The sequence below is a fragment of the Xanthomonas euvesicatoria genome (genome assembly GCF_013112235.1).
Lineage (GTDB): Bacteria > Pseudomonadota > Gammaproteobacteria > Xanthomonadales > Xanthomonadaceae > Xanthomonas > Xanthomonas euvesicatoria.
Map to the genome: position 1 here is coordinate 4,747,674 of NZ_JABFFS010000001.1, position 17,962 is coordinate 4,765,635.

At 56.5% G+C, this 17,962-nt stretch carries 14 protein-coding genes; 6 read left to right on the forward strand and 8 right to left on the reverse strand.

From position 1 onward, the window contains the following. Positions 1-15: 15 nt before the first annotated feature. Together sucD and sucC are read right to left on the reverse strand one after the other, a co-directional pair. Positions 16-891, reverse strand: coding sequence for a succinate--CoA ligase subunit alpha (gene sucD / locus HLH45_RS20285; protein ID WP_029820064.1), 876 nt, complete (start codon positions 889-891; stop codon positions 16-18). A gap of 24 nt (positions 892-915) precedes the next feature. Continuing rightward, complete coding sequence (gene sucC / locus HLH45_RS20290) at positions 916-2,085, reverse strand: ADP-forming succinate--CoA ligase subunit beta (protein ID WP_007965356.1); 1,170 nt, start codon at positions 2,083-2,085, stop codon at positions 916-918. A gap of 231 nt (positions 2,086-2,316) precedes the next feature. Between sucC and HLH45_RS20295 the strand changes: the two genes are divergently transcribed. Together HLH45_RS20295 and HLH45_RS20300 are read left to right on the forward strand one after the other, a co-directional pair. Then, complete coding sequence (locus tag HLH45_RS20295; RefSeq protein WP_033478933.1) at positions 2,317-3,930, forward strand: sensor histidine kinase; 1,614 nt, start codon at positions 2,317-2,319, stop codon at positions 3,928-3,930. Between the two features lie 327 nt (positions 3,931-4,257). Further along, positions 4,258-5,652 carry a sigma-54-dependent transcriptional regulator gene (locus tag HLH45_RS20300; protein WP_008575092.1) on the forward strand — a complete coding sequence of 465 codons (1,395 nt, stop codon included), beginning with the start codon at positions 4,258-4,260 and terminating at the stop codon, positions 5,650-5,652. Positions 5,653-6,956: 1,304 nt separating this feature from the next. Here HLH45_RS20300 and pilB read toward each other — a convergent pair. After that, positions 6,957-8,693: a type IV-A pilus assembly ATPase PilB gene (gene pilB / locus HLH45_RS20305; RefSeq protein WP_008575094.1), complete on the reverse strand. Its 1,737-nt coding sequence runs from the start codon at positions 8,691-8,693 to the stop codon at positions 6,957-6,959. A 256-nt stretch (positions 8,694-8,949) separates the two neighbouring features. On the opposite strand from pilB, the gene HLH45_RS20310 reads away from it, so the two are divergent. Continuing rightward, positions 8,950-9,807, forward strand: a complete 858-nt coding sequence (locus tag HLH45_RS20310) for a glycosyltransferase family 2 protein (RefSeq protein ID WP_074053368.1) — start codon at positions 8,950-8,952, stop codon at positions 9,805-9,807. Continuing rightward, positions 9,800-10,966 carry a glycosyltransferase gene (locus HLH45_RS20315; RefSeq protein ID WP_077708931.1) on the forward strand — a complete coding sequence of 389 codons (1,167 nt, stop codon included), beginning with the start codon at positions 9,800-9,802 and terminating at the stop codon, positions 10,964-10,966. Before HLH45_RS20310 ends, HLH45_RS20315 begins: the two co-directional genes overlap by 8 nt. Here HLH45_RS20315 and HLH45_RS20320 read toward each other — a convergent pair. From HLH45_RS20320 to HLH45_RS20340, 5 genes are all read right to left on the reverse strand, one after another. Then, a complete protein-coding gene (locus HLH45_RS20320) occupies positions 10,958-11,872 on the reverse strand; it encodes a lysylphosphatidylglycerol synthase domain-containing protein (RefSeq protein ID WP_126952614.1) in 915 nt (304 codons plus the stop codon). The two genes, HLH45_RS20315 and HLH45_RS20320, sit on opposite strands and share 9 nt — an antisense overlap. Next, complete coding sequence (locus HLH45_RS20325) at positions 11,869-12,705, reverse strand: class I SAM-dependent methyltransferase (RefSeq protein ID WP_074053365.1); 837 nt, start codon at positions 12,703-12,705, stop codon at positions 11,869-11,871. The genes HLH45_RS20320 and HLH45_RS20325 overlap by 4 nt, the downstream gene beginning before the upstream one ends. Further along, positions 12,689-14,521: a hypothetical protein gene (locus HLH45_RS20330; protein ID WP_008576878.1), complete on the reverse strand. Its 1,833-nt coding sequence runs from the start codon at positions 14,519-14,521 to the stop codon at positions 12,689-12,691. The genes HLH45_RS20325 and HLH45_RS20330 overlap by 17 nt, the downstream gene beginning before the upstream one ends. A gap of 44 nt (positions 14,522-14,565) precedes the next feature. Continuing rightward, positions 14,566-14,985, reverse strand: coding sequence for a pilin (locus HLH45_RS20335; RefSeq protein WP_033479197.1), 420 nt, complete (start codon positions 14,983-14,985; stop codon positions 14,566-14,568). Positions 14,986-15,077: 92 nt separating this feature from the next. Next, entirely contained in the window at positions 15,078-15,470 is a 393-nt protein-coding gene (locus HLH45_RS20340) for a pilin (RefSeq protein WP_008576871.1), read from the reverse strand. A gap of 348 nt (positions 15,471-15,818) precedes the next feature. On the opposite strand from HLH45_RS20340, the gene HLH45_RS20345 reads away from it, so the two are divergent. Together HLH45_RS20345 and HLH45_RS20350 are read left to right on the forward strand one after the other, a co-directional pair. Next, a complete protein-coding gene (locus tag HLH45_RS20345; protein WP_033479185.1) occupies positions 15,819-17,081 on the forward strand; it encodes a type II secretion system F family protein in 1,263 nt (420 codons plus the stop codon). Positions 17,082-17,087: 6 nt separating this feature from the next. Then, positions 17,088-17,951, forward strand: a complete 864-nt coding sequence (locus HLH45_RS20350) for a prepilin peptidase (protein WP_008576868.1) — start codon at positions 17,088-17,090, stop codon at positions 17,949-17,951. Positions 17,952-17,962: the final 11 nt, after the last annotated feature.

The following is a 17,962-nucleotide window of genomic DNA, read 5'->3' on the forward strand; positions in this document are numbered from 1 at the left end:
CCACACTGGTAAGACTTACTTCACCAGCGCCGCAATCGCCGCACCCAGATCGCCCGGCGAGCGGACGGTCTTGACGCCAGCGGCTTCCATCGCCGCGAACTTGCCTTCGGCCGTGCCCTTGCCACCGGACGCGATCGCACCGGCATGGCCCATGCGCTTGCCGGCCGGCGCGGAGGCACCGGCGATGAAGCCGACAACCGGCTTCTTGACGTGGTTCTTGATGTACTCGGCACCGGCTTCCTCGGCGTCGCCGCCGATTTCACCCACCATGATGATGCCTTCGGTCTGCGGGTCCTCGTTGAACAGCTTGAGGCAGTCGACGAAGTTCAGGCCGTTGATCGGGTCGCCACCGATGCCGATGCAGGTGCTCTGGCCCAGGCCCACTTCGGTGGTCTGCTTGACCGCTTCATAGGTCAGCGTGCCCGAACGCGACACGATGCCGATCTTGCCCGGCTTGTGGATGTGGCCCGGCATGATGCCGATCTTGCACTCGCCCGGGGTGATCACGCCGGGGCAGTTCGGCCCGATCAGCACGGTGTCCGGATGCGAACGGGTCAGCACGTTCTTGACGCGCAGCATGTCCAGCACCGGGATGCCCTCGGTGATGCAAACGATGACCTTGATGCCGGCCGCAGCCGCTTCCAGGATCGCATCGGCCGCGTACGGCGGCGGCACGTAGATCACCGACGCATCGGCGCCGGTGGCCTGGACCGCATCGGCCACGGTGTTGAACACCGGCAGATTGATGTGGGTGGTGCCGCCCTTGCCGGGCGTCACGCCGCCGACGACCTGGGTGCCGTACTCGACCATCTGAGTGGCGTGGAAGGTGCCCTGCTGGCCGGTAAAGCCCTGCACGATCACCTTGGTGTTCTTGTTAATCAAAACGGACATGGATAGTTCCTTCGGTATCGTGGATCAGGCGGCGTTCTTGACAGCTTCAACGACTTTCTTGGCGCCGTCGTTGATGTTGTCGGCCGGGATGATGGCCATGCCGCTATCGCGCAGCAGCTGCTTGCCTTCTTCCACGTTGGTGCCTTCCAGGCGCACCACGACCGGAACCTTGACGCCCACTTCCTTGACCGCGGCGATGATGCCTTCGGCGATCATGTCGCAGCGGACGATGCCGCCGAAGATGTTGACGAAGATGCCTTCGACCTTGTCCGAGGACAGGATCAGCTTGAACGCTTCGATGACGCGCTGCTTGTTCGCACCGCCACCCACGTCCAGGAAGTTCGCCGGCTCACCGCCATTGAGCTTGATCACGTCCATGGTGGCCATGGCCAGGCCTGCGCCGTTGACCATGCAACCGATGTTGCCGTCCATGGTGACGTAGTTGATGTCCAGCTCCGACGCGGTCACTTCGGTCTCGTCTTCCTGCGTCTTGTCGCGCATGGCGACCAGCTGCTTCTGACGGAACGCGGCGTTGTCGTCGCTGTCGAACTTGCCGTCCAGCGCGTACAGGTTGCCGTCGTCCAGGATCGCCAGCGGGTTGATTTCAACCAGCGCCAGGTCCTTTTCGTTGAACAGGCGATACAGGTTCACCATGATGCTGGCGAACTGGCCGGCCTGCTTGGCGTTGAGGCCGAGCTTGAAGCCGAAATCGCGGCCATGGTAGCCCTGCACGCCTTCGACGAAATCGACGTTGAGCGCGTGGATCAGCTCCGGCGTCTCGGCCGCAACCTGCTCGATCTCCACGCCGCCTTCGGAAGAGGCGATGTAGGTGATGGTCTTGGTGCCGCGGTCGACCAGGATCGACAGGTACAGCTCCTTGACGATCTCACCGGCCGTGGTGACCAGCACCAGGTTGATCGGCAGCTCGACGCCGGCGGTCTGGTAGGTGGACATCTTGGTGCCGAGCATCTTGGCGGCTGCGGCCTTCACGTCGTCGGTGGTCTTGCAGAACTTGACGCCGCCAGCCTTACCGCGGCCGCCCGCGTGGATCTGCGCCTTCACCATCCAGGGGCCATTGCCCAGGGAATTGGCGACTTCAACCGCTTCGTCCGGGGTCGCCGCGACCTTGCCGGCCGGAACGGGGATGCCGTACTCGGCAAGCAGCTGTTTTGACTGGTATTCGTGGAAATTCATGCGTCACCGTGGGAAAAGGAAACGACCGCTGCGTGCAACGCAGACCGCCGGGGCGGCACGTCATGGGACGCGAACGGGCCGCCTATTGTGGCCGACCACGCCGTGCGGCGCAAAATTGCCCGGGATTGGCCGCCCGATCGCAGCGCTTGCGCGCAGGCCGACTCTGTGCGCAAGCGCTGCGCAGGCCGCGCACCTGCCTATACTCGCGGCTCGCTCCAGCGGGGAATCGGCTTGGCATCCATCGCATCGCTCATCGCCCGGCTCCAGTCCGCGCCGCAGCGCGAGCTGTACTTTTTCTCGTTGTACCGGGTGCTGGTGGCCGGCCTGATCGCCGCGCTGGTGTTCAGCCCCTTGTCCGACGCCATTCCCGATCCGCGCTACCCGCGCCTGGCCGCCGGCGTGGCGATCGGCTACCTGTGCATGGCGATCCCGCTGCTGTTCTGGGGCCGCGGCGAACGCCGCCTCACCCCCACCGTGCTGTGCGCGGTAGTGGCCGACATCCTTGCCGCCACCCTGGCCACGCACGCCCTGCCCGGTGCCAGCGCCGGGATTGCGATGATGCTGCTGTTCAACGTGGCGGCCGCCTCGATCCTGTTGCGGCTGCGCTACGGCATGAGCATCGCGGTGCTCGCCAGCGCCGCCATCCTTCTGGAATACCTGTGGACCCTGCTCGAAGGCGGCGGCGCCACTCGTCCGGTGGCCGAGCTTGCGATGTTTGCCACCAGCTACGTCGCGGTGGCCTTCATCTGCGAACAAATCGCCGCCCGCGCCCGTCGCAACCAGATGCTGGCCGAAGAACGCGGCGCCCAGGTCGCCAATCTGTACGAGATCAACGAGCTGATCATCCGGCGCATGCGCACCGGCGTGCTGGTGGTGGATACCCACAACCACATCTCGTTGGCCAACGAAGCAGCGCTGAGCTTGCTGGGCGATGGCGACCAACGCACCCCGCCCACCGACCTGTCGCTGGTGGCGCTCACCCCGGAGCTGGCGCGCCGGCTGCAGCGCTGGCGTAGCGGCTGGCGCCAGGAAGAAGCCCCGCTGCAACTCGGCGCCGACCGCCCGGAGGTGCAGCCGCGCTTCGTGCGCCTGCTCGCCGACAGCGATCTGGTGCTGGTGTTTCTGGACGATGCCACGGTGGTGTCGCGCCGTGCCGAGTCGCTGACCCTGTCGGCCATGGGACGCTTCTCGGCCAGCCTGGCGCACGAGATCCGCAACCCGCTGGCCGCCATCAGCTACGCCTCGCAGTTGCTGGAAGAATCGCCGGACATCGGCGATGCCGACCGCCGCCTGCTGCAGATCATCCACCAGCAATGTCAGCGCACCAACGGCATCGTCGAAAGCGTGCTCGCACTGGCGCGCCGGGAACGCGCCACCCCGGACAACCTGGACCTGGCCGCATTCGTGCGCCGCTTCGTGGTTGAATATCGCCAGACCTTGTCGATGGAAACCGACATCCTGGAGGCCAGCATCCAGGGGAGCTCCGTGCATGCGTTGGTCGACCCCAAGCACCTGCATCAGATCCTCACCGCGCTGGTGCACAACGCACTCAAGTACGGCCGGGTGATGGACGAACCGGCGCGGGTCAAGCTGCACGTCGAGCGCCTCGAGCGCATGGCTGTGATCGATGTGATCGACCGCGGCCCAGGCATCCCGGAGGCCGTGGCGGCGCAACTGTTCCGCCCGTTCTACACCACCTCCGAGCACGGCACCGGCCTGGGGCTGTACATCGCCCAGGAACTCTGCCGCGCCAACCAGGCGCAACTGGACTATGTCGCGGTCCCCGGCGGCGGTGCGTGCTTCCGGATTTCGTTGCAAGGACCCAACGGATTGCTCGGCAAGTAAGTGTTCGGCTATCGGCTGAGCGGGATGTCTGATGTGACGATATCGCGCAGCGCGGCACTTGTTCGATAGCAGAACGTTGCAACTGGCGAAGACGCAAACCAACGCGGTGCCTGGCTTGCGGGTCGTGCGGGCTTACGCCAGCAAGGCTGTCGGAGGCAGACGCGTTTGGCAACGCAGCCCATCGACAGCCCCGCATCGCCGACTGGCATCGGCGCCTTGCAAACGCGCTGAATGCCGCAGTGATGCACCCGCGTAACAGGTGAATCGGCGTGCCGCGACCTGCTCGACAATTGTCGACCATCATCACGCTGGGCTATCGTGCGTCCCATGAACGAACCCAAAAGCGCCCTGGTTGTCGATGACGAGCGTGATATCCGCGAGTTGCTTGTTCTCACCCTGGGCCGCATGGGCTTGCGCATCAGCACCGCGGCGAACCTGGCCGAGGCGCGCGAGTTGCTGGCCAACAACCCCTACGATCTGTGCCTGACCGACATGCGGTTGCCGGACGGCAACGGCATCGAACTGGTCACCGAAATCGCAAAACACTACCCGCAGACGCCGGTGGCGATGATCACCGCCTTCGGCAGCATGGACCTGGCCGTGGAAGCGCTGAAAGCCGGCGCCTTCGATTTCGTCAGCAAGCCGGTCGACATCGGCGTGCTGCGCGGCCTGGTCAAGCACGCGCTGGAATTGAACAATCGCGACCGTCCCGCTCCGCCACCGCCGCCACCGGAACAGGCCAGCCGCCTGCTCGGGGACTCCAGTGCCATGGAAAGCCTGCGCGCCACCATCGGCAAGGTCGCGCGCAGCCAGGCGCCGGTCTACATCGTCGGCGAATCCGGCGTGGGCAAGGAACTGGTCGCACGCACCATCCACGAACAAGGCGCACGCGCCCCCGGCCCGTTCGTGCCGGTCAACTGCGGCGCCATTCCCGCCGAATTGATGGAAAGCGAATTCTTCGGCCACAAGAAGGGCAGCTTCACCGGCGCGCATGCCGACAAGCCCGGCCTGTTCCAGGCCGCGCACGGCGGCACCTTGTTCCTGGACGAAGTGGCCGAATTGCCGTTGCAGATGCAGGTCAAGCTGCTGCGCGCCATCCAGGAAAAGTCGGTGCGACCGGTCGGCGCATCCAGCGAATCGCTGGTGGATGTGCGCATCCTCTCGGCCACCCACAAGGACCTGAGCGACCTGGTCTCCGACGGCCGCTTTCGGCATGACCTGTACTACCGCATCAACGTAATCGAGTTGCGTGTGCCGCCGCTGCGCGAACGCGGTGGCGATCTGCCGCAGCTGGCCGCTGCCATCATCGCGCGCCTGGCGCACAGCCATGGCCGCCCCATTCCGCTGCTGACCCAGTCGGCGCTCGACGCATTGAATCACTACGGCTTCCCAGGCAACGTGCGCGAACTGGAAAACATCCTCGAACGCGCCCTGGCCCTGGCCGAAGACGACCAGATCAGCGCCACCGACCTGCGCCTGCCCGCTCACGGCGGCCACCGTCTGGCCGTCCCCAACGGAGGCGCCGCGGCCGAACAGCGCGAAGCCGTCGTGGACATCGACCCGGCCTCAGCCGCGCTGCCGTCCTACATCGAGCAACTGGAGCGCGCCGCGATCCAGAAGGCGCTGGAAGAAAACCGCTGGAACAAGACCAAGACTGCGGCGCAGCTGGGCATCACGTTTCGCGCGCTGCGTTATAAGTTGAAGAAGCTGGGGATGGACTGAGTTGCCACTCGCAATGCACCTCGCTATGAAGGAACACGTAGCCGGGAAAAGCATCGTGCGTGACGCTTGAATGCCTTGCACCCAATGCTGACCAAGAAATTCTTCCCTGCCTAGTTAGAAGTTCTCGCAGCAGCAGTAAAGCTCACAATGTCTCACTGACTGCATCAGATGATCGAGTCGCTTGTCCTGCACCTACGATACTGCTTAACTACGTTCCGCTGGAAAATCTGGAATTGGAGCTTAAATCTTGCCAGATCTAAGCTCCAACGAAAAACGCACTGACTTCAAGAGCTCACTTGAAATCATGCCCGAGATTTCTTGTTGACAGCGCCTCCCAAAAGACTCGCATGATCATCAGGGACAAACTTGGCTTACCTGCGCAGAGCAGGAAAGACCGCCACCGTTTGCCGAGTACTGCCCGCCACAGGAAAGCGATACAGTCCCAGGTCCATTTGAGGCCACTGACTGACCAGGCGTCAAACTTCCGCTGTAGCCTGGAGACTGTATGCCACAGGTCGTACCGGTAACGCTGCCCGAGGCCTGAGTGCATTGGATGATGGCTGCAGATTTGACAGGAGCCAGACCGCGGAACGAGCTGCCATTCCGCGCAGAGCCAAAGATGGTCTGCTCGGGTGAACACGTCGTGTCATCAATTCTTGCCGCACAGCTCAGACCACCACCACTTGCTGCGTAGGAACCGATGCAATTGAGAACGACATTACCTGGGGCATTTGTACCTATCGATTCACCTACCGAGAGAACCCCGTTCCACCCAGGAGCCTGAACCGAGCAGAAGGTGCCCGCCTCCCCTCCTCCAGTTGCTTGTGTGCAGGTCACAACTGATAAGTTTGACGCTATCGCGCTCCCTTGCGTCGAACCACCATTACGAGCGCTAGCCGTAATCGTTTTGACCGCAGCATCCACTGAACTACAAGACAAAATTCCACACAGAAAAACAGCAAAATGATGGGCTTTCAGCTCAATCATTGCGCAACTCCTTCGGCACTCTGCCAATCGACGAGGCTCAGATCAGCACAGCATTTGGGAATCCCCTGCCCGAAAATTATCTGGACGCAACTTGGCCGTTGTCAACGCAATGAGCGTTATCAAACGATTATTTGTGATCGATCACCCACAACTCCGACTGGACCGAAAAATGGGATGCTATGGGGCGTAATGATAAGTTTGATGTCCACGATGCCGCCGCCCAGCTGGCATTAAATCTCAATGGGCGACGTCAGCCAGGAATAAATTCTGCACACCCGGCAGGAATGTGCAGCTGCAGAGCCTTCTGATATCTTGGCTCAGTCCTTCGTCACACGATTGATCTCGGCCAGGCTGGTCACCCCGTGGGCAGCCTTCATCAAGGCTGACTGCCGCAAATCGCGGATACCGATCGCCTGCGCGGCCTCGGCAATCTGCATCGCATTGCCGCCCTCCAGCACGATCGCGCCGATCTCGTCGGTCATCGGCATGACCTGGTAGATACCGGTACGCCCCTTGTAGCCTTCGGTGCACTCGTCGCAACCGACCGCTTCATACAGCTCGATCCCGGCAGCAAGCTGCGCGGGGGTGAATCCTTCGGCCAGCAATGCGTTGTCAGGCAGCGTCGACTTGCGCTTGCAGTTGTTGCACAACCGCCGCGCCAGACGTTGCGCGATCACCAAGGTCACCGACGAGGTGATGTTGTAGGGCGCGATGCCCATGTTCATCAAGCGTGCAATGGTCTGCGGCGCATCGTTGGTGTGCAACGTCGACAACACCATGTGACCGGTCTGCGCCGCCTTGATCGCAATCTCGGCCGTCTCCAGGTCACGGATTTCGCCAACCATGATGATGTCCGGGTCCTGGCGTAGGAACGAGCGCAACGCTGCGGCAAAGGTCATGCCACGCTTGTTGTTCTGCTGCACCTGATTGACGCCAGGCAAGCGGATTTCGACCGGGTCCTCCGCGGTGGAGATATTGCGTGTCTCGTCGTTGAGAATTCCAAGCGCGGTGTACAACGACACCGTCTTGCCCGAGCCGGTCGGCCCGGTCACCAGCACCATCCCGTACGGCTTGTGGATCGCCTCCAGGAACAGCTTCTGCTGGTCCGCCTCATAGCCCAGCTTGTCGATGCCCAGCTTGGCCGCGCTGCCGTCCAGGATACGCAGCACCACCTTTTCACCGAACAGGGTCGGCAAGGTGCTGACACGGAAGTCGATCTGCTTGGTCTTGGACAGGTTGAGCTTGATGCGCCCGTCTTGCGGCACCCGCTTCTCGGCGATATCCAGCTGCGACATCACCTTCAAGCGCGCTGCGATGCGCTGGTTCAGCTTCACCGGCGCCTTGGCCACGTTCTTCAGCAGTCCGTCGATGCGCAAGCGCACCCGGTAGTCGTCTTCATAGGGCTCGAAATGGATGTCCGAGGCTCCCCGCCTGATCGCATCCACCAGCACCTTGTTGACGAACTTCACCACCGGCGTGTCGTCGCCCTTGGCATCGACCCCGGAATCCCCGCCGGCGCCCATGTCCTCGTCGCCAGCAGACACGTCTAGGTTGTCCATACCTTCGTCGTCGTCACCCAGCGCAGATCCCAGCGCAGCATTGCTGGCCTGCCACTGCTCCAAGGTGCGACGGATCTGGTCCTCATCGACCAGGATGGGCTCGACCACGAGATTCGTATGGAACTTGATGTCGTCTAGCGCGCGAGTCTGGGTCGGGTTGCTCACCCCCACGAACAGCCGGTTACCGCGCTTGAACAGCGGCAGCACCTGGTACTTCTGGAGCAACTCCTCACTGACCAGCTTGACCGCATTTTGATTAGCATCGAACACCGATACGTCCATCAACGGCATGCCGAACTCGACTGCATTTGCAGCGGCCAGCTGAGACGCCGTCACGAGTTTTTTTTCTGCGAACCACTGTGGCAAAGGAATTTTCGCCAAACTCGCGTGCTCCATCGCAGCGCGCGCCGCGACTTCGTCAAGCGCGCCGTCCTGAACCAGTCGCCGGGCGATGCCAGTGATACCAACCAAGTTTGCGGTGAGTGTTGCGGTCATTAGCTTTAGCCTTCGCTCCCCAGAATTTCAGTCACACTGTACCAATTACACAATCAGATTCTAAGTAGCAACTACGCAAACAAATTCTGCCCCGCTATGACCAAGACTCGATGGACGGGCGTCATTGTTACGAGGAACGCCGATTTCTGCGCAGCAGACGAGGCGGCCGCGGCCATACAATCACTGTCATGCACGTAGGTGTAGCAAGTCATGATTGATGCAACTAGAATAAGTCCTGTTCATCTGGGGAAAGATTTTGAACACAATTAGTATAGTGCTACCTGCCAAAAACGAAGCCGAGGGACTCAGGAAGACACTCCCAAAGCTCAGGGCTTATTATCCAGATGCCGAGATCATTGTCGTCGACGATGGCTCAATCGATACAACGGCCTCAGTCGCGAAAGAATTAGGGGCACTAGTTCTCAGCAGTCCATATTCAATGGGGAATGGAGCCGCAATTAAACGGGGGGCTAGAGCAGCCACGGGAGACATCCTGATATTCATGGATGCCGATGGTCAACATGACCCTGCCAATATACGGAACCTTCTAGATAAACTCGATGAAGGATACGACATGGTAGTCGGAGCGCGCGATAGCGCTGGACAGGCAAGTAGACATCGAGGTGTAGCGAATGCGTTCTACAATTGGCTGGCAAGCAAGATGACCGGATTCGATGTTAAAGATTTAACATCAGGATTCCGAGCAGCGCGCTCGATAAGATTTAAAGAATTTATTCACTTACTCCCAAACGGATTTAGCTACCCCACCACCAGCACGATGGCATTCTTCCGAAGCGCTTACCCCGTTGCTTATGTATCTATCCCAGTGGCGAAGCGAGTTGGAACTGCGAGCCATATACGACCAATAAAAGACGGCATCAGATTTTTATTGATCATATTCAAAATCGCCACACTTTACTCACCCTTGAAATTATTCGCACCGATATCGATAGGATTTTTCATTACCGGCCTTGCTTATTATTCATGGACATATATAACCTCCATGAGGTTTACAAATATGAGCCTTCTGCTATTTAGTGCGTCGGTGATAATATTTCTTATCGGATTAGTTTCCGAACAAATCACCTCCTTGACATACCGAAAAGATGACTAGCTTGCCCAGCCACTTTCAACGAATCTTGATTGCAGGCTATTATGCAACTGGATCAGGGTATCCCAACGGTGAAATTACGCAGGAAATATTGGGCACCATCAGCCATGTAAATGTCGTAGATTGTGGCTATTCAATGCCACCCGGCACAAAACTTTGGGAATCAATCGAAAAGCGCCCCCTGGCAAAAATGGATGTTTTGTGGAAATTGCTAACTCGCAATCTCTACAGTGCGTTAACAGTTTTACGAGTCAAAAAGCCTGGGGATATCATTTACGTGAGATATCCTGGAATATTCTTTTTACTAATAATGTCGTTAGTGCCTGTCAAATTCCGGCCTGTTCTGGTCGCAGATGCATTCATCTCACTATGGGAATCATGGTCCGTGAATCGAGCTAAAGGCTCGAGGATATTTGCAAAAATTCTCTTTTCACTTGAGAAAATTGCACTAACTACATGCACGAGAATAATCGTTGATACAACAGCCAACTCAGCCTACATCGCAAAAACTTTCTCTATCGCGAAAGAAAAAATAGAGGCCATACCTCTTGGACTAAAGCTTGTCCAAAGCAAGCAACCCACTCAGAATTATAGCACTCCCGAAGTGACGTCAGTACTCTTCGTAGGCACTTTCATTCCCCTCCACGGCATAGGCGTGATCATCGAGGCAATGAGATTACTGAAAAGCCACGGTGATTTTAATTTCAAGTTCATAGGTGACGGCGCTGAAGCCTACAAACTGGAAACTGCCATAAAAAGCGATAAAGACTTTCCTGCCATAGAATGGATTAGAACGTGGCAATCTCCAAGCCAACTGACTGAAGCGATAACTCATTCGGATATCTGCCTAGGCATCTTCAGCGGTGACGAGAAGTCGCGCAGAGTCCTGCCTTATAAGTTATATATCTACATGATGCTCGCCAGGTGCGTCATTAGTCAGAGCAACTATTCATTGCCAGCCGGCATTCAGGAACACCTGCCAATACTGAAAGTACCACCCGATGATCCAAACGCTTTGGCAAAAGCAATCCAATTCCTAAGAGATAATCCACTAGAGCGTGAAAAATATTCAATATCCGCAGAAAATTTTTATAAAAATTACCTAAGCCATGCTCCGATCAAGGAAAACTGGATGCGCATTATCTCTGAATTATCATCTTAGGTCGCTCTTGAAGTAAGCCAAACAAGCGGCGCAACCAACTACTGCATCCGAAAGCAAAGTACTAAGACGATGCATAGACACCAGCACAACAGCCGAATCATGGGGAATCACGCGATACAACAGTGAAAACAACACTAGCTCCCTAACCCCTAAACCAGCGGGCGGCCCAGGTATAACGGATCCGATCACCCATGCTAGTGAGAAAGCAGTGGACATATAGAGGACTTGAGCTAGCGGCACGCCAAAAAAACCGCCCAATATCGTGAAACCGACCCCTACAAGAAAAAAGTTAATTAGGTATAGAACTAGAATTTTAGCTAAAATCGAAATAGTCAACCCATCCAACAAAGACAGCACTTGTCTGAGCCAATAATTACGTATTGATTTGAAGCTTATTAACAATAAAAGTGCTACTGAACAGGCGCTCAATACAAGAAGGCTTTTGGCACTGAAGTCCAAAGAGCTAGGTAGCTGGAAGCCGAAAGTCAAAAGACCAAGCAGACTCAAAAAAGATGCCGCAACAATAGTCAGACTGGTTTCCAGCACCATTGAGCTGGCTATCAAGAGCATAGGTACTGATTGGGCCTTCAGCATGGCACCTCTAGCGATCAACTGCGCGATGTTCCCAGGCAAATATCTAGCGAGCTGCCCCACACTGACGATCTTGGTTTGCAATATCCAGGTACTGGACGGGGACTTATGCCGCACCAGCAAATGATAGGCAATTCCGCTTACTGGATAAATGGCAGAAAAGAAGATTGCACTTAATAAAAATCGAATAACAAAATCAGCGCTAAAAAAATCAAAGCCTAAAAACGCATCACGCTGAGCCCAAGCAAAGTACACAAGCGCGCCGAAAGCCATCAATCCAATTGCTAAAAACAATGACTTACTTAAAAACCTCACAATTTTTTTGCAACTACCAGGTAGCCCGAGCCAAGCTCGCGCTTTAGAAACAAGGATTGTATTTTATAAAATACCCTAAGCGATGCCCTCCCAAGACGGGACGAGATCAGGCCGAAGAACTTTATCGCCGGGCCACGATCCACGCCACTCCGCAGATTGTTTGAGGATCGCTCGACTTCTCCTGCCGCATTGCGGATTATTCTTTTTTTGTAAAACCCTGAGGAGAAAGCTTCCAACACGTTAGATAACGGAAATCCGTAACATTCGAAGTTGACTATGGTAAGTCCACAGTCACGAATTTTTTCTAAGAGGTCTTTTTTTTCGTATCTTCGGACGTGGCCTGCCCAATCATCAGAGGCACTCCACCTTTTCATATGCGCTGGCACTGTTAAGATTAAGAGTCCGTCGTGTGCCAAAAGGTCGATCCATTCCTGAAGTGCCTGATCGTCATTTTCAATATGCTCCAGGACTTCCGAAGCAATAATAAGCGAGAAACTTTCCTTGAGCGAGGGCAATTCGCTGGATAATTTGATTTCTTCATCGTGAAGTCTTTTGAACAGGGAGATAGCGTCAGGAGATATTTCAACACCCTCACAGTCGTAACCCCTTGCCTTCAACTCATACAAGAAAGCTCCTGAACCGCTACCTACCTCAAGAGTCCGCCCAGGTTTTATATCTACTAAATTAGCAAGCATGCGAGCTCGCCGAAGAAGATAGCGGGGCGCAGGGCTCCAGCCTGCACTTGGCCATGCCGGTCCGATTTCAGGATATATGGGACTAGAACACTTGGCCTTCGAGGAGAAGGACGCTACATCGTTAGGCTTGTTTGGCATCGCTGTTTCTCAAGACGCAAGGCGCCAATAACTTTGCCTCATTTAATCGCTCTTGCTCGACCAGAGATGAGATGAGCCGGACCCCATAACCTGAATCTTTTTTTATCCCCACAGCATAACAATATTCTCTAGCTGAGAGAGAATAATCGTGCAAAATCCTTCCTGCGTAATCAGCGTAGAGCAGATGCGCATCCAATAAGTTGGGCTGCCTCCGAGTGTACAACTCGCTCAGCTGGACAATTAACTTGTCCGAAACTTTAACGCCTTTCATTCTATCACTGATAAGTGAATAAAACGCACTGAACTCCTGAGGCCCCAAAGGGCGGGTCTCAAACTTCTTGACAATGGATCGCGTCCAATTTTCTTCTGGTTGCCGCCCACCATTGACAGCTATGAGGATTAAAGCTTGCTCTGGTAACGGGGATGAACGCGGGAGGCCCATAGCACGCTCCAACTCGGCCATGGCGAAATTATAGTTAACAGAGTCAGCCTCGCCCCCTGCTCTCTCCATATAAATGCTTGCAAGCTCGTATGAAGCCCTTGGAGACCACTTATTATCTATTGCAGACGCTGTCGCGAGTAGAACACGATCTCCCCACGTAGCGCTACGCAGCAACGTCGTAAACATCAGCATTAAAATGCAGCCAGTGATCAACGAATAGCCGATAACCATTTGCCTTTTTCTTAGGAGCGCTCGTACCAACGAGGCTGCAATCAAAACAGGACCTAGAATAGCAAGGTAATTGCGATGCTCAAAAACAAGCTCAAGTGCCAAGGGTGCACTTGTAATTGCATGCGACGCGAAGAAAAAGCCTATAGCTATGCTGACTAGTGGAGCACGCACCCGCCAATAGAAAGCTCCGACTAAAAGAGATCCAAGAGCCGCGCCACCTATAATTGTCGTCAGAGGGTCGAACAGGCCGCGCGACGGAGCGAAATCATCATGATAAAAGGTAAGATTTTCGGGCGATGGCCAAATCATCCAGCCCAGATATGACGGGAGTACGCGAAACTGCGTCAGCACCCTCTGCAGCATTGTAAAGTCACGCATATCAAATTGATAAGCGATTCGCGGCAGCAGCAATCCAAAAAACAGCAAGCTACCCACGAGGAAAACAGAAGCATATATGACCTTTAGTGACAGGCTTCGCCCATCCTTTCCCTTGAAGCCAAAAAAGACCAGCTCCATAAACAGAGTGTACAAGGGGGCCTGAATCGCATTTTCTTTTGAGAGAAGTCCCAATATCAAACTCAATGCAGCCAAGACAAGGAATCTTCCATACTCTCGGCCCTGAATCCAGCGCAGCCTGGACACCACATAAAAATTCAGCGAAATCAGCAAAAACAGGTTGCCCAACAATTCCATTCGCTGAACTACATACAGGACGGATGAGACCTGCAGAGGATGTAGGCCCCATATCAATGCAATAAGAAGAGTAGCGATGGATTGGCTTCTTTCAGATTCCTCCGGCCACGCCAAGCGAATGATGCCTCGTACTAAAAACCCCACGAGCAGGATGTTCAGGAAGTGAATCGCCAGATTTTCCAGCTTAAAGCTGAACGGACTCATTCCGTGCAGCCAGTAACCCGCGGCAAAACTCAGCGTCGCCACCGGGCGACCTATTGGTCCGCCGTATGCACGGGCGGCGGCTGCCAGACCGTCCCACGTGATGTGATCCAACTTTATGGACGTATTCTCAACCACTGCCTGGTAATCGTCAAAGATAAAACCGCCGCTCAGCCCGGGGATGTAGAGACTACAAGCGATCGTTGCCGCCAAAAAAAGCAAGAAGACAAATTTTGTATTCTTTTTCATCTCACGCCTGGCAAAGCTTCATCATGTAATTCAGCCAAATTTGGTCACGACGCCAGGCAGCCCGTAGGTATGTACCGCTGTCCTACCGTACTCAGGCAGGACCAACTGCCGGAGGAGTCTCTTTGCCAGCGTATCTCCTTACCCTGAACCTCAAGCGCGCCGTTCATTGAGCACTTAATCGATCCTGCTGAAGTTGCAGGAAGAAAAGTGACGTCGACGGTTCTGCATCGCACTGTGCTTGCCTGCAAGCCAATGCCTTCTGCAGTGAATTCGGAGGCTGCTGCCTCCTTCGCGATCAGGAGCTCGTAGCTCGTCTTCCCGACCGAAATTTCACCGAGCGCCGAAGTAACCTGGGTCCGCGCCACGTAGCCTTGATATATAGGCAAAGCTACTGCGGCCAGTATTCCAATGACTGCGATGACGACCATCAACTCTATTAATGTAAAGCCTTTAGACGTGCTCATGATCGCCTCTCCCCCAGGGACATGCCACTCAACAGCCAATCACAATTAAAAAAGCCCCGATATACGGGGCTTTCTCTACATGATTTTCTATATCAGCTGCAGCCAGCCGGCTTGTACTTCGCGTCAACACTGCTGCTGCAAGCCCAAGTTCCCGTGCTAGCGGTACGCGTCAGTGTCACGTTCTTATCCTTGACCTTTGCCGCGTTTCCTTTAAGGTTGCAAACAATGGTAGTAGCGGAAACCGTGATGCCACAACGCGTGGTGGACGAGCTTAGACCAATCTGCGCGGGGGTGCTCATCGTGCTGCCTTCGTTGGTCTTAACTTCGAACTGAGTCTTGCCCGGGGTGATTTCGGCCAGACCAGCAGTCACCTGCGACTTGGCGACATAGTCCTGATACATCGGCAGCGCGATGGCGGCCAGGATGGCAATGATCGCGACCACGATCATCAGTTCGATCAGCGTAAAGCCTTGCTGCTTCTTCATAGGTATCCCCTAGAGTTGGTGAAGTTGTCCGCCCGCGGGCCACTCCCTTTGGGCGCCGCGCGGCGGGTGCCACGTGCAGGATTTGTAAAGCAAAATGCGTGCCAACGTCGCGGCGGCGCTGCCATTCAACTCCTGAGTCACAATATTGCCCTACTCTTGCGACGCAAGCATGCGGGTTGCTCTGATTTGAGACGGAGTTGCGCCAAGGCCCGCATGGGTCAATAAGTGACGCGGGGGGTCAGCCGCCTGCTCCCACTGGGAGCAGAGCGCCCATAGAGATGCCATAAGATGAAGAACCCGTTACCATCGCCTGGGTATCCGCCTGGGGATGGCGGATGGGGATCAGACATGTCGGCAGTCCGTAGCACCATCAAGAGCAAGCCAGCGGCCATTAGCGCCGATCAACAGATGAGCCCGTTCGTCTGGGAGGGGACAGACAAGCGGGGGGTAAAAATGAAGGGCGAACAGATCGCCCGCAACGCCAATATGTTACGGGCAGAACTTCGTCGCCAAGGCATCACGCCCAGCGTCGTCAAGCCCAAGCCCAAGCCATTGTTTGGCGCGGCAGGCAAGAAGATCACGCCTAAGGAAATTGCGTTCTTCAGTCGCCAGATGGCCACCATGATGAAATCTGGCGTGCCTATCGTTGGGTCGCTGGAGATCATCGGCAATGGTCACAAAAACCCTCGCATGAAACAGATGGTCGGACAAATCCGTACCGACATCGAGGGCGGTTCTTCTCTGCACGAAGCGGTAAGCAAGCATCCAGTGCAGTTCGACGAGCTGTATCGCAACCTCGTCAAGGCCGGCGAAGGCGCTGGTGTGCTGGAAACCGTCCTGGACACAATCGCGTCGTATAAAGAGAATCTGGAAGCCCTAAAGGGCAAGATCAAGAAGGCGCTGTTCTATCCCGCGATGGTCGTGGCGGTTGCCCTGCTCGTCAGCTCGATCTTGTTGATCTGGGTCGTGCCGCAGTTCGAGGATGTGTTCAAGGGGTTCGGCGCAGAACTGCCAGCCTTCACCCAGCTGATCGTCAATGCGTCCCGATTCATGGTCTCGTATTGGTGGCTACTGCTGCTTGTGATCGTTGGCTCGATCGTGGGCTTCATCTTTGCCTACAAGCGCTCGTTTGCGATGCAGCATGGAATGGATCGCTTGGTGCTCAAGGTGCCGATCATTGGCCAGATCATGCATAACAGCTCGATTGCGCGCTTTGCGCGCACTACCGCAGTGACCTTCAAGGCGGGCGTGCCACTGGTGGAGGCACTCGGCATTGTTGCTGGCGCCACCGGTAACTCAGTCTATGAGAAGGCCGTACTGCGTATGCGCGAGGACGTATCGGTGGGTTATCCGGTCAACGTGTCTATGAAACAGGTCAATCTGTTCCCTCACATGGTGATCCAGATGACAGCGATCGGCGAGGAAGCGGGCGCACTGGATGCCATGCTGTTCAAGGTAGCCGAGTACTACGAGCAGGAAGTAAACAATGCGGTAGATGCACTTAGCAGCCTCATCGAACCCTTGATCATGGTGTTCATTGGTACAGTAGTCGGCGGCATGGTCATCGGCATGTACCTGCCCATCTTCAAGCTCGCTTCGGTGGTTGGATAAGACGTAATGGCATTTCTCGACCAGCATCCCGGTCTCGGCTTTCCTGCCGCGGCCGGACTGGGACTGCTGATCGGCAGCTTCCTGAATGTGGTGATCCTGCGCTTGCCCAAGCGCATGGAGTGGCAGTGGCGGCGGGATGCGCGCGAGATTTTGGAGCTGCCGGACATCTACGAGCCGCCGCCGCCGGGGATCGTGGTGGAGCCCTCGCACGACCCGGTGACAGGCGACAAGCTCAAGTGGTGGGAGAATATTCCGGTCCTGAGCTGGGTCATGCTGCGCGGCAAGTCGCGCTACAGCGGCAAGCCGATCTCGATTCAATATCCATTGGTCGAGTTGCTCACCTCGATCCTGTGCGTCGCCAGCGTGTGGCGCTTCGGCTTTGGCTGGCAGGGCTTCGGCGCGATCGTGTTGAGCTGCTTCCTGGTGGCGATGTCCGGCATCGACCTACGGCACAAGCTGCTGCCTGACCAGCTGACTCTGCCGCTGATGTGGCTGGGCCTGGTCGGCTCGATGGACAACCTCTACATGCCGGCCAAGCCCGCCCTATTGGGCGCGGCGGTTGGCTATGTGTCGCTATGGACGGTCTGGTGGTTGTTCAAGCAGCTCACCGGCAAGGAAGGCATGGGCCATGGCGATTTCAAGCTACTGGCCGCGCTCGGCGCCTGGTGCGGGCTGAAAGGCATCCTGCCCATCATCCTGATCTCCTCGCTGGTCGGCGCCATCCTCGGCTCGATCTGGCTGGTCGCCAAGGGCCGCGACCGCGCCACCCCAATCCCGTTTGGCCCCTATCTGGCCATCGCTGGTTGGGTGGTGTTCTTCTGGGGCAACGACCTAGTGGACGGCTACCTGCACTTCGCGGGTCTGCGTTGACCCTGGCAGGA